At 56.7% G+C, this 20,266-nt stretch carries 17 protein-coding genes, 2 tRNA genes and 1 pseudogene; 7 read left to right on the forward strand and 13 right to left on the reverse strand.

Going from position 1 to position 20,266, the window contains the following annotated elements; genetic code table 11:
* Nucleotides 1–67: 67 nt before the first annotated feature.
* The 5 genes from upp to PH5382_RS00850 all read right to left on the reverse strand — a co-directional run bounded on the left by upp (nucleotide 68) and on the right by PH5382_RS00850 (nucleotide 4,977).
* A complete protein-coding gene (gene upp / locus PH5382_RS00830) occupies nucleotides 68–700 on the reverse strand; it encodes a uracil phosphoribosyltransferase (protein ID WP_058332446.1) in 633 nt (210 codons plus the stop codon).
* Between the two features lie 91 nt (nucleotides 701–791).
* Nucleotides 792–2,003, reverse strand: a complete 1,212-nt coding sequence (locus PH5382_RS00835; protein WP_058332657.1) for a phosphopentomutase — start codon at nucleotides 2,001–2,003, stop codon at nucleotides 792–794.
* A 47-nt stretch (nucleotides 2,004–2,050) separates the two neighbouring features.
* Nucleotides 2,051–3,355, reverse strand: coding sequence for a thymidine phosphorylase (locus PH5382_RS00840; RefSeq protein WP_058332447.1), 1,305 nt, complete (start codon nucleotides 3,353–3,355; stop codon nucleotides 2,051–2,053).
* 4 nt (nucleotides 3,356–3,359) lie between these two features.
* Complete coding sequence (locus PH5382_RS00845) at nucleotides 3,360–3,752, reverse strand: cytidine deaminase (RefSeq protein ID WP_058332448.1); 393 nt, start codon at nucleotides 3,750–3,752, stop codon at nucleotides 3,360–3,362.
* 127 nt (nucleotides 3,753–3,879) lie between these two features.
* Complete coding sequence (locus PH5382_RS00850) at nucleotides 3,880–4,977, reverse strand: cupin domain-containing protein (RefSeq protein ID WP_058332449.1); 1,098 nt, start codon at nucleotides 4,975–4,977, stop codon at nucleotides 3,880–3,882.
* A 183-nt stretch (nucleotides 4,978–5,160) separates the two neighbouring features.
* On the opposite strand from PH5382_RS00850, the gene PH5382_RS00855 reads away from it, so the two are divergent.
* Together PH5382_RS00855 and PH5382_RS00860 are read left to right on the forward strand one after the other, a co-directional pair.
* The gene (locus PH5382_RS00855; RefSeq protein WP_058332450.1) at nucleotides 5,161–7,434 is read left to right on the forward strand and encodes an NADP-dependent malic enzyme; all 2,274 of its coding nucleotides are present in this window, start codon (nucleotides 5,161–5,163) and stop codon (nucleotides 7,432–7,434) included.
* A 347-nt stretch (nucleotides 7,435–7,781) separates the two neighbouring features.
* Nucleotides 7,782–7,856: transfer RNA gene (locus PH5382_RS00860), tRNA-Asn, on the forward strand.
* A 375-nt stretch (nucleotides 7,857–8,231) separates the two neighbouring features.
* Here PH5382_RS00860 and PH5382_RS00865 read toward each other — a convergent pair.
* Nucleotides 8,232–10,007 carry a putative bifunctional diguanylate cyclase/phosphodiesterase gene (locus tag PH5382_RS00865; RefSeq protein ID WP_197409971.1) on the reverse strand — a complete coding sequence of 592 codons (1,776 nt, stop codon included), beginning with the start codon at nucleotides 10,005–10,007 and terminating at the stop codon, nucleotides 8,232–8,234.
* 66 nt (nucleotides 10,008–10,073) lie between these two features.
* Complete coding sequence (locus tag PH5382_RS00870; protein ID WP_058332452.1) at nucleotides 10,074–10,622, reverse strand: heme NO-binding domain-containing protein; 549 nt, start codon at nucleotides 10,620–10,622, stop codon at nucleotides 10,074–10,076.
* Nucleotides 10,623–10,756: 134 nt separating this feature from the next.
* On the opposite strand from PH5382_RS00870, the pseudogene PH5382_RS00875 reads away from it, so the two are divergent.
* Nucleotides 10,757–11,101, forward strand: a pseudogene (locus tag PH5382_RS00875) (IS3 family transposase); the annotation flags it as partial.
* A gap of 27 nt (nucleotides 11,102–11,128) precedes the next feature.
* Nucleotides 11,129–11,404 carry a tyrosine-type recombinase/integrase gene (locus PH5382_RS19355; protein ID WP_231751765.1) on the forward strand — a complete coding sequence of 92 codons (276 nt, stop codon included), beginning with the start codon at nucleotides 11,129–11,131 and terminating at the stop codon, nucleotides 11,402–11,404.
* 85 nt (nucleotides 11,405–11,489) lie between these two features.
* On the opposite strand, the gene PH5382_RS00880 is transcribed toward PH5382_RS19355, so the two are convergent.
* The 3 genes from PH5382_RS00880 to PH5382_RS00890 all read right to left on the reverse strand — a co-directional run bounded on the left by PH5382_RS00880 (nucleotide 11,490) and on the right by PH5382_RS00890 (nucleotide 12,814).
* A tRNA-Val gene (locus PH5382_RS00880) sits at nucleotides 11,490–11,564 on the reverse strand.
* A gap of 19 nt (nucleotides 11,565–11,583) precedes the next feature.
* Nucleotides 11,584–12,003: an HU family DNA-binding protein gene (locus PH5382_RS00885; protein WP_231751766.1), complete on the reverse strand. Its 420-nt coding sequence runs from the start codon at nucleotides 12,001–12,003 to the stop codon at nucleotides 11,584–11,586.
* A gap of 355 nt (nucleotides 12,004–12,358) precedes the next feature.
* Nucleotides 12,359–12,814: an Lrp/AsnC family transcriptional regulator gene (locus tag PH5382_RS00890; protein ID WP_058332453.1), complete on the reverse strand. Its 456-nt coding sequence runs from the start codon at nucleotides 12,812–12,814 to the stop codon at nucleotides 12,359–12,361.
* 132 nt (nucleotides 12,815–12,946) lie between these two features.
* Here PH5382_RS00890 and PH5382_RS00895 point away from each other — a divergent pair, with 132 nt between their 5' ends.
* Nucleotides 12,947–13,999 (forward strand): Leu/Phe/Val dehydrogenase, encoded by a 1,053-nt coding sequence (locus PH5382_RS00895; protein WP_058332658.1) that lies wholly within the window; start codon nucleotides 12,947–12,949, stop codon nucleotides 13,997–13,999.
* Nucleotides 14,000–14,169: 170 nt separating this feature from the next.
* Here PH5382_RS00895 and lon read toward each other — a convergent pair whose 3' ends face one another.
* Nucleotides 14,170–16,584 carry an endopeptidase La gene (lon, locus tag PH5382_RS00900; protein WP_058332454.1) on the reverse strand — a complete coding sequence of 805 codons (2,415 nt, stop codon included), beginning with the start codon at nucleotides 16,582–16,584 and terminating at the stop codon, nucleotides 14,170–14,172.
* A 318-nt stretch (nucleotides 16,585–16,902) separates the two neighbouring features.
* Complete coding sequence (gene tgt, locus PH5382_RS00905; protein ID WP_058332455.1) at nucleotides 16,903–18,033, reverse strand: tRNA guanosine(34) transglycosylase Tgt; 1,131 nt, start codon at nucleotides 18,031–18,033, stop codon at nucleotides 16,903–16,905.
* 205 nt (nucleotides 18,034–18,238) lie between these two features.
* Between tgt and PH5382_RS00910 the strand changes: the two genes are divergently transcribed.
* Together PH5382_RS00910 and PH5382_RS00915 are read left to right on the forward strand one after the other, a co-directional pair.
* Nucleotides 18,239–19,129: an SPFH domain-containing protein gene (locus tag PH5382_RS00910; protein ID WP_058332456.1), complete on the forward strand. Its 891-nt coding sequence runs from the start codon at nucleotides 18,239–18,241 to the stop codon at nucleotides 19,127–19,129.
* On the forward strand, nucleotides 19,129–19,416 hold the full coding sequence (locus PH5382_RS00915) for an NfeD family protein (RefSeq protein ID WP_058332457.1): 288 nt from the start codon (nucleotides 19,129–19,131) through the stop codon (nucleotides 19,414–19,416). The genes PH5382_RS00910 and PH5382_RS00915 overlap by 1 nt, the downstream gene beginning before the upstream one ends.
* Before the next feature lie 231 nt (nucleotides 19,417–19,647).
* On the opposite strand, the gene PH5382_RS00920 is transcribed toward PH5382_RS00915, so the two are convergent.
* Complete coding sequence (locus PH5382_RS00920) at nucleotides 19,648–20,109, reverse strand: DUF4265 domain-containing protein (RefSeq protein WP_058332458.1); 462 nt, start codon at nucleotides 20,107–20,109, stop codon at nucleotides 19,648–19,650.
* Nucleotides 20,110–20,266: the final 157 nt, after the last annotated feature.

The raw sequence follows: 20,266 nt of genomic DNA on the forward strand, positions 1-20,266 counted from the left end.
ACAATAAGGCGGCAATCGGGCAAATAGTTGCCCAATCACCGCAAGCACTTAGCGATTGGCATGCGCCCTATTTGGTGCCGAACATCCGGTCACCCGCATCCCCGAGGCCAGGCATGATATAGCCCTTCTCGTTCAGCTCGCGATCAAGCGAAGCCGTGACGATCGGCACATCCGGATGCGCTTCTTTCATGCGCGCAACACCTTCTGGGGCGGCCAGCAAGCACAGGAATCGGATGTTGGTTGCACCAGCCTCTTTCAACAGATCAATCGCTGCTGCCGAAGAATTGCCCGTGGCCAGCATTGGATCCACAGCAATAACCAGCCGGTCGTTCAGCTCTTTCGGGGCTTTGAAGTAATACTGCACCGGCTGCAGCGTTTCTTCATCGCGGTAAAGACCGACAAAGCCAACGCGGGCCGAAGGCACCAGTTCCAGCACGCCGTCCAGCATGCCGTTGCCTGCGCGCAGGATCGAGACCAGCGCCAGTTTCTTGCCTGCGAGGATGGGTGCGACCATTTCTTCCATCGGCGTGTCGATGGTGGTGGTGGTCAGCGGCATCTCGCGGGTGATCTCATAGGCCAGCAGCTGAGTGATCTCATGCAGCAGGCGGCGGAACTCGGCAGTCGATGTGCCCTTGTCGCGCATCAGAGTGAGCTTGTGCTGTACCAGCGGGTGATCAACAACGGTCAGATGGTCGCTCATTTGGGCTGTCTCCTACTATGAATTCCGACGTTTCCTGTGCGGGTCTTATGCGGGCTCACCCCTTGGGGGCAAGCCGGTTTTGATCTGTTGGTCAAAGAAAGCTCTTGCCGGGGCCTTGCGCCGTAACGCCCAGATGCGCCGCGATCGAGGCTGCGACATCGACAAATCCACGCTGCCCGATGCAACCGGTGCCGCACCCAGCCACCAGAACCGGCACCTGTTCGCGCGTATGATCGGTGCCCGGCCAGCTGGGGTCATTGCCGTGATCTGCCGTCAACACCAGCATATCAGTGGGGCGCAGGCGTGGCAGCAGCTTGCCCAGTTCAGCATCGAACCATTCCAGCGCGCGGGCATAGCCCGATATATCCCGGCGATGGCCATAAAGACTGTCGAATTCGACAAAATTGGCGAATGTCAGGCTGCCACCTTCGGCATCGTCAATGCCAGCGGCCAGTTGCTGCATCAGCGCCGCGTCAGGGCCTTTGCTGAGCGTATCAATGCCGGACATGCTGAAGATATCGCCGATCTTGCCGATGGCATGCACGCGCCGCCCCGCGTCCTGCACCCAATTGGTCAGCACCGGCGCCGGTGGCGGAATTGCAAAATCGCGGCGATTGGCGGTCCGGCTGAACCCCTCCTGCGGATTTCCGACAAAGGGGCGTGCGATGACCCGGCCGACCTTCATCTCATGCAGGCGCGGCGCCACTGCACGGCAGAGATCCAGCAGGCGCTCCAGTCCAAAACTCTCTTCATGGGCGGCAATCTGAAACACGCTATCGGCCGAAGTGTAGCAGATCGGCTGCCCTGTCTGCATATGCTGCGCCCCAAGGCGGGCGATGATTTCGGTGCCGGAAGCATGGCAATTGCCCAAAATCCCGGTGCTGCCTGCGGCGCGCGCAACATGATCCGCAAGATCCGTCGGAAAGGCCGGCAGGGTGTCGGGAAAGAAACACCAGTCCCAGGGCACCGGCACCCCGGCCAACTCCCAATGGCCAGACGGAGTATCCTTGCCTGGGCTCACCTCGGCGGCGCAGCCCCACAGCCCCTCTGGCACTGCGGTTAATCCGGGAAACGGTACCGATGAGGCCAGCCGCATCGCGGCCCCCAGGCCAAGCCGATCCAGAGTGGGCAGATGCAAGGGACCAGAGCGCCCCTCCTCGGCCCGGCCTGCAGCACAGGCCTGTGCGATATGTGCTAGGGTATTGGCCCCCAGATCCGGAAGATCCCCATTGAAAAACCCACTGGCATCCGGCGCGCCGCCAATACCAACGGAATCCATCACCACCAAAAAGGCCCGCGGCAAATCGTTCTGCGGATCTTTGGACGTCCCTTTTGCAAGCTCCTGAGCCATCAACTGATCCTCTCATGAATAAGCGGCGGCACCTCTGGCACCTTGGCTGTCAAGGTCAGGGCGTGCAGTACGGCCACTTCGGCCTCCAGTGCCGCAGTTTCGCGGGCAGCATGCACACGGGCCAGTATTTCACCCTTTTCAACATGTTGCCCCAGCCGGACCAGATCGGACAGGCCAACAGCCGGATCCACCGCGTCAGTTTCGACCAGACGCCCGCCGCCAAGCTGCACCACCACAAGGCCCAGTGCCTCACCGTTCATAGCGGCGACATAGCCCGATTTGGGCGCTTTGACCTCGTGGATTACAGGTGCCACGGGCAGATAGCGCGCCCAGTTTTCGGCAAAATCCTTTGGCCCGCCCTGGGCGGCCACCATACGGCCAAACCGTGTCGCAGCACGGCCATCCAGAAGCGCTGCGCGGATCAGGGCCTCCCCCTGCTCTGCCTTTGCCACCAAACCACCATCCATCAGCACCTCACCGCCAAGGGCAGCGGTGATTTCGCTCAGCGGCGTATCACATCCGCAGGTCAGCGCCTTCATCACCTCGATCACTTCCAGCGCATTGCCTAGAGAGGACGCAATCGGCTGGTTCATATCGGTGATAAGGGCCGTGGTCCGACAGCCCGCTGCATTGGCCGTGTCCACCAAAGACCGCGCCAGTGCACGGGCCTCTTCTGGGGTTTTCATGAACGCGCCAGAGCCGATCTTCACATCCAACACCAGCGCCTGCAGGCTCACCGCCAGTTTCTTTGACAGGATCGAGGCGGTGATCAGATCGAGACTTTCGACGGTACCGGTGACATCACGAATGGCATAGAGCCGCTTGTCCGCAGGCGCGATGCGTCCGGTTGCACCTACAATGGCACAGCCAACATCCGCCGTGATGCGGCGCAGGCGGTTTTCAGAAACCTGAGTGGAAAGCCCCGGTATGGCCTCCAGCTTGTCCAGCGTGCCACCGGTATGGCCCAGCCCCCGCCCCGAGATCATCGGAACATAGGCGCCACATTCTGCAAGTGCTGGCGCCAGCAGCAAAGAGACACTGTCGCCAACCCCGCCGGTGGAGTGTTTATCCAGGACCGGGCCTGGCAAATCCCATGTCAGCACATCGCCACTGTCGCGCATCGCCAGCGTCAGCGCGCGGCGGCCCGGTTGATCCAGCCCCTGCAGGCACACCGCCATGGCAAAGGCCCCAGCCTGGGCATCGCTCACCTCGCCATTGGCCAAGCCTGCGGCAAACCAGCTGAGGTCACCGGCACTTGGCTGCTCCCCACGCCGCAGGGTGGCAATGATGGCACGTGCATCCATGAGGTCAGCTCCGTTCCATATGGCCCTGATCAAACGCCCCCGGCAACAGCGTGCCGATGGTGGTTTCCGTCTCAGCGCCGTCAGTGGTTCCCAGCGTGACCTTCACCTCACCGTCGCCGAATTCTTTCAGCTTTTGGCGGCAGCCACCACAGGGGGGGATCGGTGTGGGGCAGTCGGCCACCACATAAACTTCGGCCAAGTCACGCTCTCCGGCGGCAACCATGGCTGCAATCGCCCCAGCTTCGGCGCAGGTACCTTCGGGATAGGCGACGTTTTCCACATTGCAGCCCACATAAATGTTGCCAGAGGCCGTGCGAAGCGCGGCCCCAACCTGGAAATTGGAATAGGGCGCATGGGCGTTTTTGCGCACGGCAAGGGCTGCATCTTTGAGGCTCATCAGAGTATCCCGCTGCTTTTGATCAACTGGTCAAGAGGTCGCAGGATAGGGGAAAGCAGCGGCAAAGGTGAAGCCCCTCTTTGAGCGAGATACACCAAAGAGAGGCCTCTGCCGCTGTGATCTGCGATTATGCCTGCATAACCGTGGTATTGAAGACCCCCGGCAGGCTCACCTCGAGCAGCTCAAGATCGGCGCTGGCATCCCTCAGCCGTGTCTTCATGCCGGGCGGAATGACAAAGGCGTCGCCCTCTTCTAGCGGGAAGGGATCGCGCCCCTCGCCCTCCAGCGTCACCGCGCCATTCATCACAAAGGTAAAGTGGATATCAGTGTCATGGGAGGTCCAGACTGGATCCACGCTCGCTTTGGCCGGGCGCACCACCTGCACCCCTGCCACGCCCCCGGTGTTTTCAGCAATCGTGGTGTCGCGGCTGTCAAAGCCCGGCAGGCGGAACGGCTGCCAGGTGGCCCCTTCGGCCCTGTTGTAGACAAAACGCTGGCCCTGCCATTCGCGGTCGGGGCGTAGATGCGGGGTTGGCAGGGTCATGTCATGGTCGATCTCGGTCACATGTTCCGCCGGAACACCGATTTCGATCACCTGAACGTTGTCACTGGCCTCGAGCACACGGTGGCGGATCTCAGGCGGCTGGATAAAGCAATCCCCGGCGGTGAGGCGCATCTTTTCGCCCTGATCCTCGTAGACCACATCAACCCAGCCATGGATGCAAAAGATCAGCTGAAAACCGACCCGGTGGAAATGCACCATATCAGGCACCGGCCCGCCATCGGGGATGCGGATATGGCTGGCAATTATCGACCCGCCCAGACGATCCGGCACCAGATCGCGGTAGTGCATGCCAGCGCGGCCAATGACCCAGGGCGCCTGATCCTTGAGGCGGCGCACCACAAAACTATGCACGGTTTCAGGCATCACCATCGGCGGATGCCGCTCTTCGATTTCAACCCGGGTCCCGTTGGGTGCGATCAGCAGACGTTGCCCATCGGCAAAACCATCCGGATCATCACAGAGAATGCGCAGGGTGCCGGGGGCCTCGGATGCATCCTTGTCGATACGCAACCGCAGCCCATGGCCGGAAAACACGCCCACACTGGGGTCGTCGGCCGGATAGATCATATCCATTTTCATTCCCAAAACCTTGGTGAAAAACGGAATATCATCACGCAGCTCCTGCGTTGGCAGGCGCATCTCTGCTACGATATCATTCATCTGTTGCTCCCTGTTGCTATCATCCGGATGATGGTCCCGGCATTTGCGGCAGTTGTTTCGCGGGACTGTGCGGCGAAGTTTTTTATTGCGCAAGACGCCGCAGGTCACGTTAGGTTAGGAAAAGCCTGTTCACCTGACGTCACAATTGGTTTAACGCTAAACTATTCGTTTTTGGAGCCTCTCATGTCTGACACCCCCTCTCTGCGCGACGCGGCCCTGCGCTATCATGAATTTCCCCGCCCCGGTAAGCTGGAGATCCGCGCCACCAAACCCATGGCCAATGGCCGTGATCTGGCACGGGCCTATTCGCCGGGGGTGGCTGAGGCCTGTCTCGAGATCAAGGCAGATGCCGCCAATGCCGCGCGCTATACGGCGCGGGGCAATCTGGTGGCCGTTGTCACCAATGGATCCGCCGTCCTAGGGCTTGGCAATATTGGCGCTCTGGCCTCCAAACCGGTGATGGAGGGCAAGGCGGTCCTGTTCAAGAACTTTGCCGGCATTGATTGTTTCGACATCGAAGTGAATGAAAGCGATCCTGAAAAGCTGGCCGATATCGTCTGCGCGCTGGAGCCCAGCTTTGGTGCGATCAACCTCGAAGACATCAAGGCACCCGATTGTTTTATCGTCGAAAAGCTGTGTCGCGAGCGGATGAACATTCCGGTGTTCCATGACGACCAGCACGGCACCGCTATTGTCGTCGGGGCCGCCGCCAAAAACGCCCTGCATGTGGCTGAAAAATCGTTTGAAGACATCAAGATCGTCTCCACCGGTGGGGGGGCGGCTGGCATTGCCTGCCTCAACATGTTGGTGAAACTGGGCGTGAAACGGGAAAATATCTGGCTCTGTGATATTCACGGGCTGGTTTACACCGGCCGCAGCGAAGACATGAACCCGGAAAAAGCCGCCTTTGCCCAAGACAGCGATTTGCGCACACTGGACGATGTGATCGAAGGCGCAGATCTCTTCCTCGGCCTGTCTGGTCCCAATGTTTTGAAACCCGAAATGGTCGCCAAGATGACCCCGCGCCCGATTGTTTTTGCGCTGGCAAACCCCAATCCGGAAATCATGCCGGATGCGGCACGCGAAGTGGCCCCGGATGCCATCATCGCCACTGGGCGCAGCGATTTTCCCAATCAGGTCAACAACGTCTTGTGCTTTCCCTTCATTTTTCGCGGCGCGCTGGATGTGGGGGCCTCGGAAATCAACGACGAGATGCAGATCGCCTGCGTCGAAGGCATTGCCGAGCTCGCCCGTGCGACTACGTCGGCCGAGGCAGCCGCCGCCTACAAGGGGGAGCACCTGACTTTTGGTGCCGACTACCTGATCCCAAAACCCTTTGACCCGCGTCTGGTTGCAGTGGTGTCTTCTGCCGTAGCCGAAGCGGCGATGAAAAGCGGTGTCGCAGCGCGCCCGATTGAGGATCTTGAAGCCTACAAGCAGCGCCTGAACCAAACGGTGTTCAAATCCGCTCTGCTGATGCGCCCAGTGTTCGAAGCCGCGCGCGCCGCAGCCCGCCGCATCGTATTCTCCGAGGGCGAGGATGAGCGCGTGCTGCGCGCCGCCCAGGAAGTGCTGGAAGAAACCACCGAGACACCGATCCTGATTGGTCGCCCCGAGGTGATCGAACGCCGCTGTGAAAAACTGGGTCTGCGCATTCGCCCCGGCAGTGACTTTCAGATCGTGAACCCTGAACATGATCCGCGCTACTATGACTACTGGAACAGCTATCACCGGCTGATGCAGCGTCAGGGCGTAACACCCGATCTGGCCAAGGCGATCATGCGCACCAATACCACCGCGATTGGCGCCATCATGGTGCAGCGCGGCGAGGCCGACAGCCTGATCTGCGGCACCTTTGGCGAATACCGCTGGCATCTGAACTATGTAAATCAAGTGCTTGGCGGTAACAGTTTTGAGCCCCACGGGGCCCTGTCGATGATGATCCTCGAAGACGGCCCACTGTTCATCGCCGACACCCAGGTGCGGATCGAGCCAACGCCGGAACAGATCGCTCAGACTGTCATCGGTGCCGCCCGTCACGTGCGTCGTTTCGGGATCGAGCCCAGGATCGCCCTGTGCTCGCAGTCGCAGTTCGGAAATATTGCCTGTGATACCGGTGCCCGACTGCGCGCTGCCATCGAAATTCTCGATGATCGGCAGCATGATTTCACCTATGAGGGCGAGATGAATATCGACACCGCCCTTGATGCCGAGCTGCGCGGGCGGATCTTCCCCAATTCGCGATTGCAGGGGGCGGCAAATGTGCTGGTCTTTGCTCATGCCGATGCGGCGTCAGGAGTGAGAAACATCCTCAAGATGCGGTCTGATGGTCTGGAGGTCGGCCCGATCCTGATGGGCATGGGCAATCGCGCCCATATCGTCAGCCCGTCGATCACCGCACGCGGGTTGCTAAATATGGCCGCGATTGCCGGAACCCCGGTCGATCACTACGGCTAGACGACATCGTGGCCGCCGCCAGACAGGCCTGACTGCTGCCCCCGGGACACCCGGACACCCACGACCTATCCCCAGTTCCCCAGGGATAGGTCCAAAATCCAGCAGGCAAATGTGACAAGTCGGGCGAGACGGCGCAGATGAGACTGTGCACGCATCTGCTGACGGCACTCTCACAGCGCCAGGACAATCGGCAACTCAAGGGCACAAATCCAGCCAGAAGATTGCCCGTTCCGGGGCGACGGAAATCAGGCAAAGGATGGGGAAGCTGCCAAGGACAGAGTTTTTGCAGAAAAGAGCAGATTTTCTCTAGACGCCCCCATTTACCCCCGCTATATCGCTGACACCGTTCCGGCGTAGCTCAGCGGTAGAGCAGTTGACTGTTAATCAATTGGTCGTAGGTTCGATCCCTACCGCCGGAGCCAACACCACCTCTAAGGTGTTCGAATTAAGCAACAAAGCGTTCCATCTTGGGGCGGTTTTGTTGTTCTGGGCACATTCTCTGACACATCCGATGACACAAACTAAGTAGCCCCACTGTAAGCGTTGCTACTGTCCCCCTCTTTGATGCCTAAACGGCAACAACTCTGAGTGATATTTAGTCTCCTGACAATTAGCAGGAGGTCAATATGTCGGCACATGAGGTTTGGGGCTTCACAGTTCGCAAGTCAGCTTCTGGAAAGAATATCTGGCCCAACCAGTTAAAGCGGGAGGCCTGTCGGCGCATCCGAGAAGACGGGGCAGTTGCGGGAAACATCGCAGCGGAGCTTGGAGCGTCTTCGAGGTAGCGTCTCAGTCATTTAGCTGAGTTTGCGCATCTGCCCCTTTTCCCAGAGCTCCAGCCAAGAGCGTAAATCTATCATTGCCATGGGACGTGAGAAGTAAAACCCTTGGAAAAATCGACAGCCATTCGCTTCCAATAGGTCGAGTTCCCTTCGCGTCTCCACTCCTTCGGCCATGACGTCCACCCCCATCTGCCTTGCCATAGCGAGCATTGCGCCTGTGATACGTTGCATCTTTTTATTGCTGTCTAGACCTGTGACGAATGAACGATCAATCTTGAGAGTGGAAATCGGTGCTTCGATCAAAGTAGATATTGCGGCGTGACCAGTCCCAAAGTCATCAAGTGCCAAGGTGAAGCCCGCGGCTTTGAGGGATAGACATTGCGCAATCAAGAACTTGTCAGACTGGTCGAACAGGATAGATTCTAGCAGCTCCAGTTGAATGGACCGAGGGGAAAGGCCAGCCAAGAATAACTCATCTTGCAAATCTTCTAGGAAGTCCGGAGATCGCAGGTTGGATGCCGTAACATTTAGAGAAAGTTTACCGACCTGAACTCCATCTCTGCGACATGTTGCAAAGGCATTGATGGCCTGTTGGCGCACCTGACGATCAATTTCACGCATCAGATTGGCGCGATTTGCCGCCTCCAAAAAGCTCGGTGGCGAGAGAACCCCTTTAGCTGGATTGTCCCAACGCGCGAGAACTTCTAACCCGCAAACTTTGCTTGCCTTGGTATCTATTTGTGGTTGGAAGTAGGGGACGAACTGGCCCTCTGCGATCCCCTTCTCAATTTCGGAAACCAATGTGGCCCGCTCTTCATGCAAACGGATCATCTCGGGCGTTAACAATTTGACACCATTGGCAGCACCTTTGGCTTCGTAAAGCGCCATGTCAGAATTGATAAGCAACCGATCTGAACTTAATGCATCGCCAGCGCGGAAGCGGACGATGCCAATACTGGCACCTACCTTGCAACTGTGGCCGTCAATGCGCACCGGCGTAGTGATATTGGCAATCAGGTTTTCAGCCAAACTGAAAAGCGAAGTCTTGTCGTGTGGTCCATCCAGAACCAAGGCAAATTCGTCTCCTCCAATCCGGACGGGCAAATCATCAGGACCGGCCCAGGCCTCCATGACTTTAGCAGTGTGTTTCAGTATTTCGTCACCAGCGGCATGCCCGAAAGTATCGTTGATCGCTTTGAACTTATCGAGGTCAATATGCAGCAGGGCGAGGTCAATATCATCTTTAGGACGGTGCAACATACCTTCGAGCTGTTGATAAAGCGACCGTCGGTTCGCGATCCCGGTGAGGGAGTCCAAATTGGCTTCGCGTTCTGCAGCTTCTTTGGCAGAAGTTAGTGCATCAGTCATCTTTTGGCTGTCATCAAGAAGCGCACGTTGAGTTTCAAATGTGTAAAATAAGTCAATCGAAAAGTCGTTCGGTTTGAAGTCAGCGCCTGAGAGGTTAAAGCGCTTGATGGCATCTGCAAGGCTTGTCCCAAAGGAGAGGTCGAGAAGGAGGCCTCCAGGGCTATTGTGCAGCTCTGTTGCGACACTCCGGAACTGAATTGGGTCGCCGCCATCCGGTCGCGCTGTCAACACAAGCTTAGTTCCGAGCCGTGTCTTCAAGCGTTCGAAGTCGTTTACACGTCGGGGCTTTTCAACCGAAAAAACCTCAAAGAAGTTCTTCTTTTGGATCTCTTGAGTGAAAATGAGTGAAAGTGTTGGGCCGACTTGTTCAATACAGCCTCCGGCTCCAACAGTGAGAAACATCGGGCAAAGTATATCGATCATACTTTTCGAAAACTCAAATGTGTAGAGTGCCATACTTTGACCTAAGACTGGGGGCTGTGACGCAAGTCAGTCAAGCAGAGTGACTTCAAACACGTCATGGTCTGAGGTAGGGGATTTTGGGGTGATATACGTAACCTCAATCTTCTCGCCGCTCTTTGCAGCGAGACCGTATAGCAGGCCAACCACCATTGGAACGAGGCCGGCGCGGTCAGAGTAGTAGAAGAGGTGGTATGATTTCTCCCCGACTTGTTCGAGTTCAAACGACGGAGGTTTGAGATGTGGCATGGCCAGTAGAATTCGTTCATGCATATCGTCGAGCCCATTGACTCGCTCAACAAAAGTGTTCCCGGCTAGACGAAGAAGATTGCCGAAATTTGAGTCAGAAACAAATTCAATCCAGTACTCGCCAAAGACTTTCAGAACCTCCTCAGCCTGCAGTTCAGTATGTTCGCAAATCGCCCCAACAAGGTCATAAGTGACTGAATCGTCATAACTTGACATGCGCTCAAATTCAGCACGCTCGAGACCTGCCTTCTTGCAGATAGCAGTCCAAGTTTCGGGCCCATGATTCTTTTCGATGAAGGAACGGATACCCTCATTGACCATTCCGTACATGCCCTAGCCCTTTCAAAATGTTGCAGTGGGAGGCTACTGACAAACTATTGCTGCATTCCTAACTTTCTCCGTAAGTCGGGCTAAATTGGGAGCTATATGAGGCAGGAGTACTTCTTTCACGTTGCCTTACCCGACTAAGGGCGCTGAAGATGGCGATAGCATTCCGATCACCGCCCAAGGGCTGCATCCATCATACCGACCGTGGCAGCCATTATTGTTCGCACGATTATCAAAAGATCTTGCGCCAGCATGGCATCAAGGCATCGATGAGTGGCAAAGGGATTTGCTATGATAATGCGGCAGTGGAAACCTTCTTCAAAACCATCAAAGCCGAATTGATCTGGCGGGGCACCTGGGACACCCGCAGACAGGCTGAGATCGCCATCTTCGAATACATCAACGGCTTCTACAATCCACGACGACGCCACTCAGCACTCGGCTGGAAAAGCCCTGTCGCCTTCGAACAGAAGATGGCTTAAACGAGCACTGCGGCGCTAAGCGACTACGTGGTGGAATACGCGGGTGGTCAGGTAAAGAACATCCGCAAGGGATTTGAAGCTGCCTGTTCGCGGGCCAAGCTTGAAGACGTGACCCTTCACACCATCCGCCATTCTAGCGCTGTAGCCATGATCTCAAACGGAGTTCCATTAGATAAGGTTGCTCAATACCTAGGCCATTCCAATGTGGCCATCACATACCAAACTTATGCAAGGTTTGCTCCTGATCACCTTCAAGACGCAGCAGAAATTCTAGATTTCACTCAGATCCGAAAAGCCCGCTAAAATCTCCTTAGGTTCAAGGAACCCATGAACACTTTGTAAAACAGACCACCTCCCTGAGGGGAAATATATTTTTCAAGAGGTTGGATGGTGGGTGATAAGAGATTTGAACTCCTGACATCTTCGATGTGAACGAAGCGCTCTACCACTGAGCTAATCACCCTTGAGGCCGGGTACTACCCTCAGCCCGCAGCCTCTGCAAGGGGCGAGTGCAAAGAAAGCGAGCCCTCAGCTTCAGATTTTTCTTCAGCCTCCTCCCCATTCTGACTGGCCTCCAGAGGCTGGCGCAGGCGGCAGATGTGAATGGTACCATTGCTGCGCGTTTCACTGCGGTTGATCCGCAACTTACCAAAGGGCCGGAGATTAAGATCGCGCCCCTCTGCCACAGCCTCTCCCAGGACCGCCAGCAGAGCTTCGACAACCGGTTTCGCATCCTTTTTCTTGATCCCCGACCGCAACACCGCTTCGTCAATCAGCTCTTTCTTGGTCAGAGCCAAGGTCTGGTTTTCAACCTCTGTTGTGGCCACGACCATCGGGCTGGGATTCTGCCCTGCCGCAAGCGCAACAGGTGGGGTTACATTCTTGACTGAAGATACTGACATGTTTTGCCCTTGTGCTGCCTGTACGGGTTTTTCCGTTTTGGGAACGCTCACATTTTTCACAGCGGCCCGAGACGCTGTACCTTTCTTGGTCTCACCTGCAGCAGTGGATGCAGCAGGGGAAGACTTTGGTTTGCGAGTTGTTACCTTGCGGGGAGCGGCCCTGCGGCTGCCCGGTTTACTGCTTGCCATGATGCGCCTCATTTTTTGATTATTGCTGATCCATCATGGGCATCAGGCTATGCTCAGACCCCAGAAAAAGCCACCGCTAAAGGTTAACAAATTGTTAATCTGTGACTTTTTCGAACTTACGATCGGAAACGCCCCTCCCCTTCGGTGCCTAATCAGTTGCAATGACTCAGATTTTTGGCAACGCATTGCGCGCAATCATCGTCCGCAAGGTAAAGCTGGACCGGGTGTTACGAATACCGGAAACCCGCATCAGGCGCTCTTCGAGAAAGCGATCAAAATCGGTGAGGTCCTGCGCCACCACCCTGAGAAGAATATCGCGCGTCCCAGTCATGAGATAGCATTCCATCACCTGATCGAATTGACTGATGGCCCGCTCAAAGGCCTGCAGCGCATCCGTTGACTGATGCTCCAGTTCCACCGCAACAAAGATGGTCACCGGCAAGCCGAGCCTGGCTTGGTCCACCCGCGCGGAATAGCCCGTGATCACTCCGGCCTCCTCCAGTATGGCAACCCGCCTGGCGCAGGGCGTTGGCGACAGGCCAACTCGTTCCGAGAGTTCGGCCATTTTGATACGCCCTTCGGCCTGCAGAATGGCGACAATCTTACGGTCAAGCGCATCCATGAAGCTTCCCCCTAATTTCTCTCATAATATTAGCCAAAACCTTCAAGATTCAAAGGAAAGATGCGCCTTTTTGGTGAAAACACCTCCGAACGCCGCGATAAACTGCGGCTCCATTCAGGAGGAGCCATCAAAATGCCAGTCACCGCTGTCGACACCACGTCCCATGAAGCAATCTATCGTGTCGAAGATCAGGCCCAGGGGCTTGTCGGCTTCATTGCGCTGCATTCAACGCAGCTTGGACCGGCGGCAGGTGGCTTGCGTATGCGCCCCTACGCCAACGAGGCAGACGCGCTGGAAGATGTCAAACGGCTGAGTGAGGGCATGACCTACAAGAACGCCGCAGCTGGTCTGGCGCTTGGCGGTGGCAAAGCGGTGATCATTGGAGACCCGGCCAAAGACAAAAGCCCGGAGCTGTTGCGTGCTTTTGCCCGCGCGATCCAGAGCTTGGAGGGACGGTATTACACCGCCGAGGATATGGGTATGAGCCCAACGGATATGGCCATCTTGGCACAAGAAACCCCCTATGTCGCCGGGCTGGCTGATGGTGAATTTGCAAGTGGAGACCCCTCGCCGATCACGGCCCGTGGCATTTTTAACGCCATTCGCACCGCGAGGGCCCATGCAACTGGCAGCAAGGATCTGGCAGGCGTCATCATCTCGGTGCAGGGGCTAGGCCATGTCGGTTGGTATCTCTGCACGCTTTTGCACGAGGCCGGGGCCCAGCTGATCGTAACGGATGTGAACGAGACACAGATTGCCCGCGCAGTAACAGAATTCGACGCGAAGGCCGTAGCGCCAGAGGACATCTATGCAGTGAAGGCGGATATCTTTGCGCCCTGCGCCATTGGCGGCATTCTGAACAGCGAAACCATTCCACAGCTGCAAGTCAGCATCGTTGCCGGGGGTGCCAACAACCAGTTGGCCAGCCGCAAGGACGGAGCAGCCCTGCATGCAGCAAACATCCTCTACGCGCCTGATTTTGTCGCCAATGGTGGTGGCATCATCAATGTCGCAACAGAAATCGAGAAGATTTCCGATCCCGCCCGCTATGTCGAAGACAAGCTATTGGCGCTGGACCGCAGCATGGAGATGATCCTGAAACAGGCCAAAGCGGAAGATCAAAGCCCCGATGCGGTCGCCAAAAGCACTGTTCTGGCCAAAATGGCAAGGCAAAGCGCCGCCTGATCACGCTAGTAAGCACAACAAGCGAGCCCTGAACAAACCGGGCCAGAACGGAAGAGACCCCAAAACGGGGACACTAAAAAAGGGCGACCTGCTGGTCGCCCTTTCTTTTTTGCCTGAGATCCATCCTGCGCCCGCCGTTCAGAAGACAGAAGCGCAAGAGACATCATCCATCAATGTGCTGGCGTTCCAGATCCGCGACCCTGTGCTTCGAGCGCAGCCTTGGCAGCTGCCGCCTCTTCTTCGGCGGCCTCATCCCATTCGATGGCTTCGGGCTGCCGGACCAGAGCAAGCTCCAGCACCTGCGACACATGGCTGACCGGAATGATTTCCAGACCTTCTTTTACGTTGTCCGGAATTTCCGGCAGGTCCTTGGCGTTTTCTTCCGGGATCAGCACGGTTTTGATACCACCGCGCAGGGCGGCCAGCAGTTTTTCCTTCAGACCACCAATCGCCAGCGCGTTGCCACGCAGAGTGACTTCGCCGGTCATCGCGATGTCCTTACGAACCGGAATCTGCGTCAGCACCGACACAATGGAGGTCACCATGGCCAGACCCGCTGAGGGGCCATCCTTTGGAGTGGCGCCTTCGGGGACGTGAACGTGGATATCCCACTTGTCGAACTTCGGAGGCTTCACACCGATCTTGGGCGAGATTGAGCGCACATAAGATGATGCAGCCTCAATCGACTCTTTCATCACATCGCCCAGCTTACCGGTGGTCTTCATTCGACCCTTGCCCGGCAGGCGCAGCGCCTCGATCGACAGCAGTTCACCGCCGACAGATGTGTAGGCCAGCCCGGTGACAACACCGATCTGATCTTCCTTTTCGGCCAGACCATAGCGGTATTTCGCAACGCCCAGGAACTCATCCAGATTGTCCGAAGTGACAGAGACGCTTTCCACCTCTTTCTTGACGATCTTGGTCAGGGCCTTACGCGCCACTTTCGCGATTTCACGCTCCAGATTCCGCACGCCAGCCTCGCGGGTATAGACCCGGATGATGTCGTTCAGCGCGTCATCGCTCAGCGAGAATTCCTTGGCTTTCAAGCCATGGTTTTTCACCTGCTTGGAAATCAGGTGCTGCTTGGCGATTTCGCGTTTCTCGTCCTCGGTGTAGCCTGACAGAGGGATGATCTCCATCCGATCCAGCAGTGGCCCAGGCATGTTGTAGCTGTTCGAGGTGGTCAGGAACATCACGTTGGAGAGATCATATTCGACCTCCATATAGTGATCCACAAAGGTGGAGTTCTGTTCCGGATCAAGCACTTCGAGCATCGCCGATGCAGGGTCACCACGGAAATCCTGGCCCATCTTGTCGATCTCGTCGAGCAGGATCAGCGGATTGGTGGTCTTGGCCTTTTTCAGCGCCTGGATGATTTTGCCGGGCATCGAGCCGATATAAGTCCGGCGATGACCGCGGATCTCGCTCTCGTCGCGCACGCCACCCAGAGAAATCCGAATGAATTCGCGTCCCGTAGCTTTGGCCACGGATTTGCCAAGCGAGGTTTTACCCACACCGGGAGGGCCCACGAGACACAGGATCGGGTCTTTGAGCTTGGCCGAGCGCTGCTGCACCGCAAGGTACTCAACAATGCGTTCTTTGACCTTTTCCAGACCATAGTGATCGGCGTCGAGAATTTCCTCGGCACGGCCCAGGTCTTTCTTGACGCGCGATTTCACGCCCCACGGAATGGCCAGCATCCAGTCGAGATAGTTGCGCACCACTGTGGCCTCAGCCGACATGGGCGACATGTTCTTGAGCTTCTTCAGCTCTGCATCGACCTTTTCACGGGCTTCTTTCGACAGCTTGATGGCGGCGATCTTTTCTTCCAGCTCGGCGATTTCGCCGGCGCCTTCTTCGCCGTCACCCAGCTCCTTCTGAATGGCCTTCATCTGCTCATTCAGATAGTATTCGCGCTGGGTTTTCTCCATCTGGGTCTTGACACGGGTCTTGATCTTTTTCTCGACCTGCAGCACCGACATCTCGCCCTGCATCAGGCCATAGACCTTTTCAAGGCGTTCGCTGACCGACAGCGTTTCCAGCAGTTCCTGCTTGCGGTCGACCTCGATGCCGAGATGGCCTGCAACCAGATCCGCCAGCTTGGCAGGCTCGGTGGTTTCACCGACGGCTGTCAGCGCCTCTTCGGGGATATTCTTGCGCACCTTGGCGTAGCGTTCGAATTCATCACCGACGGTACGCACCAGCGCTTCGATAGTGGTCACATCACCGGGGATCTCGGTAAGATATTCGGCACGCGCTTCAAAATAGTTTTCGTTTTCAAGGAACTCAGTGATTTCGACCCGTGCGTGGCCTTCGACCAGAACCTTGACGGTCCCATCGGGCAATTTCAGCAGCTGCAGCACATTGGCCAGCACGCCGGCCTGATAGATACCATCGGTTTGGGGCTCATCCTCGGCAGGATCAATCTGGCTGGACAACAGGATCTGCTTGTCATCAGCCATCACCTCTTCGAGGGCGCGCACAGATTTTTCCCGACCCACAAACAGCGGCACGATCATATGTGGAAAGACCACGATGTCGCGCAGCGGCAGTACGGGATAGGAAGAATTAAGCGGCTCTTTCATACTCGGTCCTTTACTTGGCAAGAAAGCCTGATCCCAACACTTGGCAACCCTCGGCTCTCTCCTCTTTGGAAGTCTTTTATCTGGTATGGCGGTTAATATTTTTCAACCACCCTGCCTCAAGCGTGGCAGCAGTGTGCCTTTAGCACCGAAGGATCACAAGGGTGCAATTGCAGCCAAGGTGAGCAAAGCGCTAACGCCCAAAAAAAAGGCTTGTCACCCCCGGAAGTCCACCCGGTGGTCATGCCCGCAGTTCACACTAAGACAAGGCCAGAATATGGGGCCGCAGTGTGGCGCAGGCAGGACAGATGGGCAACACTACTATAGGGGGTCGATATCGCCGTTGGCGCGGGTTTCATGGAAATCCTTTTGCCAGGCATCAAACGTGCCTGCTGCAATGGCGTCGCGCATGCCCTGCATGATCTCCTGAAAGTAATGCAGGTTGTGCCAGGTCAGCAGCATCCCCGAGATCATCTCGCCGGAGCGGAAAACATGGTGCAGATAGGCGCGGCTGTATTTGGAACAGGCCGGGCAGCTGCAGGCCTCATCCAGGGGGCGCGGATCATCCGCATGGCGTGCATTTTTGATATTGACCACGCCATGACGGGTAAACACCTGCCCTGTCCGCCCCGACCGTGACGGCAGCACGCAGTCCATCATGTCGATACCGCGCGCGACGGCGCCAACGATGTCATCCGGCTTGCCCACACCCATCAGATAGCGCGGCTTGTCCTCGGGCAGCATGTCGGGCGCATAGTCCAGACAGCCGAACATCGCCTCCTGCCCCTCGCCCACTGCCAGACCACCCACGGCATAGCCATCAAAGCCGATTTTGCGCAACGCCTCGGCGCTTTCTTCGCGCAGATCCTGCTCCAGCCCGCCCTGCATGATGCCAAACAAAGCATGACCCGGCCGATCGCCAAAGGCTTCGCGCGAGCGATCCGCCCAGCGCATCGACAGTCGCATGCTTTCGGCAATGCGGTCACGATCCGCAGGCAGGGCCGGACATTCGTCAAAACACATGACAATGTCGGATCCCAACAGCTTTTGGATCTCCATCGAGCGTTCCGGCGTCAGCTCATGCTTGGCGCCGTTGATGTGGCTTTTGAAGGTCACGCCCTTTTCTGTCAGCTTGCGCAGCCCGGCCAGTGACATCACCTGAAAGCCGCCACTGTCGGTCAGAATGGGACGATCCCAGTTCATGAACTTATGCAAGCCCCCTAGGCGATCAATGCGTTCCGCCGTCGGGCGCAGCATCAGATGATAAGTATTGCCCAACAGGATGTCGGCTCCCGTGGCACGCACACTTTCCGGCAGCATCGCTTTGACCGTGGCGGCCGTCCCCACAGGCATAAAGGCAGGGGTGCGAATATCGCCCCGCGGAGTGGAAATGACCCCGGTCCGGGCCTTGCCATCGCTGGCTTTCAGATCAAAGCTGATTTTCGCCGCCATTTTTTCTATCCTTCGCCAGCACAACCCGGGGCATTTGCCCGATTACCAGCGCTTTGACAAGTGCATCCAGCCTTGTCAGCCAGATGGGAGCAGCCCATACAGGGTTCAAGAGACGGGGAAAGCGGCGTCTTGAAATGCGAAGCGCCGCCCCTCATATGTATACAATAGTACACATTGATAGTACGCAGATATTTTGGAGCCCCCGATGAACGAAGACCTCCTCATTGGCCTGATTTCGGCAAACGCCATCTACATTTTGGCCGCACTTTTCCTGATTGTGATCATTTTCAAAGGCGTCCACATCGTCCCACAGTCCGAAAAATTCGTGGTCGAACGCTTTGGCCGCCTGCATTCGGTTCTTGGGCCCGGCATCAACTTCATTGTGCCATTGCTGGACAACGTCGCGCACCGTATTTCGGTGCTGGAGCGTCAGCTGCCAAATGCCACCCAGGACGCCATCACCAAGGACAACGTGCTCGTGCAGATTGATACATCGGTGTTCTATCGCATTCTGGAGCCGGAAAAGACCGTCTATCGCATTCGCGATGTCGATGCCGCCATCGCCACCACCGTCGCCGGGATTGTGCGTGCCGAGATCGGTAAGATGGATCTGGACGAGGTGCAGTCGAACCGCTCGCAACTTATTGGCCAGATTCAGACCGCCGTTGAGGATGCCGTTGATGACTGGGGGATCGAAGTCACGCGCGCCGAAATTCTCGATGTGAACCTCGATCAGGCCACCCGAGACGCCATGCTGCAGCAGCTCAACGCCGAACGCGCCCGCCGCGCTCAGGTAACCGAGGCTGAAGGCACCAAACGCGCGGTAGAACTCGCCGCCGAAGGCGAGCTTTATGCCGCCGAGCAGATTGCCAAGGCGCGGCGTATTCAGGCCGATGCCGAAGCCTATGCCACCGAGGTGGTCGCCAAAGCAATCCGCGAAAACGGTATTGAGGCGGCGCAGTATCAGGTCGCGCTGAAGCAGGTCGAAGCCCTGAATGCGCTTGGCAATGGCGAAGGCAAACAGACCATCGTTCTACCTGCCCATGCGATTGAGGCCTTTGGTGATGCCTTCAAACTGCTGAAAGGTGGCAAATAATGGCTGAGATTGCCTCCTATTGGGAGCTCTGGTGGGTTTGGTGCGCTGCCGCGCTGATCCTCGCCATCCTCGAGGTTTTGGCCCCCGGCTTTGTCTTCCTGGGTTTTGCCCTGGGCGCCCTGGCCTGCGGCCTTTTTCTGGCTGCGCTTGGCAGCGGAGCTCTGGGCTTACCCGCCCTCCTCTTTCTCTTTGCCGCGCTATCGTTAATCTCCTGGCTTTTGATGCGACGCTATTTTGCCCTCCCCACAGGCCAGGTGAAAAACTTCGACCACGACATCAACGACTAGAGCCCCGTCAAAGATAGCTGCGATCAGCCCAATTGGGTAATCTTTCCAATCGGAGCCGATCGGCAGTGCGGGCCAGTCCCTTTGCGCCTAAAAGTGACACAAACGTCCCGACAACCGACATTGGGTCACATGCAGCGTAAGTCCGGTTTGAGCCCAGGGTGACTGATGCAGCGGGACGCACGAATGGCTGCTTCAATGCGAAGTCATAAAAATAATCAATGCAAGGTGTTTTCAAAAATGACCGCAGAGGCCTTCCTCGAAATCCCACGCCCCCTTTTGTTCTCCGCGTTCCAAAAAAGCATACGCAGTTTCGATATCTACACTCGCGGGAACGTCTATCGCATACAGTTGATACCCAAAGTTTCCATGTTCGTATGAGCATCCAAGATGCTCGAGCGGTTTCCACGATTCGGCAAACAACCCAGGATCATGCTTGTCCTGCAAAACAAGAATTCGGTATGTAGAATGCCCAGATTTTGGACCGAGGCCGACAACTTTTATCTGGCCTTCGACCTGGCTTGTCATGACAGCGTCCCGGAAGCTGATGCCCTTTGCAAAGAACGGCGAATTCTCAAGCCGATAGACACCCGAACCAAGGTTGGTTGCCCACACACTTTCAGTTGAATGACCATGCCAAATGTCAGAGCCGAGATCAAATATGACCTTATGCATTTGATTGTCTGTTGCGTTCATCTGGGTACCGTAGGTTGCAAACTGCGTTGTGTCACTAACTTAGCCAGACCAAAAGCCGACATTGGCGCAGCCGCAGCGAAATGGTGATTTGTCCCGCACAGCCGCCACTGGTGCTATCAGCCCAGATGTCTGCTTATGGAGCCTTCTGCTCGAACGG

This window comes from Phaeobacter sp. CECT 5382 (assembly GCF_001457775.1).
Classification (GTDB): domain Bacteria; phylum Pseudomonadota; class Alphaproteobacteria; order Rhodobacterales; family Rhodobacteraceae; genus Pseudophaeobacter.

What these genes read in the sequence shown, in the direction of transcription:
- PH5382_RS00885 (WP_231751766.1), bottom strand. Translation starts at nt 12,003, where the DNA reads ATGTCAGTATCTTCAGTCAAGAATGTAACCCCACCTGTTGCGCTTGCG.
- PH5382_RS00845 (WP_058332448.1), bottom strand. Translation starts at nt 3,752, where the DNA reads ATGAGCCTCAAAGATGCAGCCCTTGCCGTGCGCAAAAACGCCCATGCG.
- PH5382_RS00910 (WP_058332456.1), top strand. Translation starts at nt 18,239, where the DNA reads ATGAACGAAGACCTCCTCATTGGCCTGATTTCGGCAAACGCCATCTAC.
- PH5382_RS00920 (WP_058332458.1), bottom strand. Translation starts at nt 20,109, where the DNA reads ATGAACGCAACAGACAATCAAATGCATAAGGTCATATTTGATCTCGGC.
- PH5382_RS00915 (WP_058332457.1), top strand. Translation starts at nt 19,129, where the DNA reads ATGGCTGAGATTGCCTCCTATTGGGAGCTCTGGTGGGTTTGGTGCGCT.
- PH5382_RS00855 (WP_058332450.1), top strand. Translation starts at nt 5,161, where the DNA reads ATGTCTGACACCCCCTCTCTGCGCGACGCGGCCCTGCGCTATCATGAA.
- PH5382_RS00890 (WP_058332453.1), bottom strand. Translation starts at nt 12,814, where the DNA reads ATGGATGCGCTTGACCGTAAGATTGTCGCCATTCTGCAGGCCGAAGGG.
- PH5382_RS00850 (WP_058332449.1), bottom strand. Translation starts at nt 4,977, where the DNA reads ATGAATGATATCGTAGCAGAGATGCGCCTGCCAACGCAGGAGCTGCGT.
- PH5382_RS00840 (WP_058332447.1), bottom strand. Translation starts at nt 3,355, where the DNA reads ATGGATGCACGTGCCATCATTGCCACCCTGCGGCGTGGGGAGCAGCCA.
- PH5382_RS00865 (WP_197409971.1), bottom strand. Translation starts at nt 10,007, where the DNA reads ATGATCGATATACTTTGCCCGATGTTTCTCACTGTTGGAGCCGGAGGC.
- tgt (WP_058332455.1), bottom strand. Translation starts at nt 18,033, where the DNA reads ATGGCGGCGAAAATCAGCTTTGATCTGAAAGCCAGCGATGGCAAGGCC.
- upp (WP_058332446.1), bottom strand. Translation starts at nt 700, where the DNA reads ATGAGCGACCATCTGACCGTTGTTGATCACCCGCTGGTACAGCACAAG.
- lon (WP_058332454.1), bottom strand. Translation starts at nt 16,584, where the DNA reads ATGAAAGAGCCGCTTAATTCTTCCTATCCCGTACTGCCGCTGCGCGAC.
- PH5382_RS00895 (WP_058332658.1), top strand. Translation starts at nt 12,947, where the DNA reads ATGCCAGTCACCGCTGTCGACACCACGTCCCATGAAGCAATCTATCGT.
- PH5382_RS00870 (WP_058332452.1), bottom strand. Translation starts at nt 10,622, where the DNA reads ATGTACGGAATGGTCAATGAGGGTATCCGTTCCTTCATCGAAAAGAAT.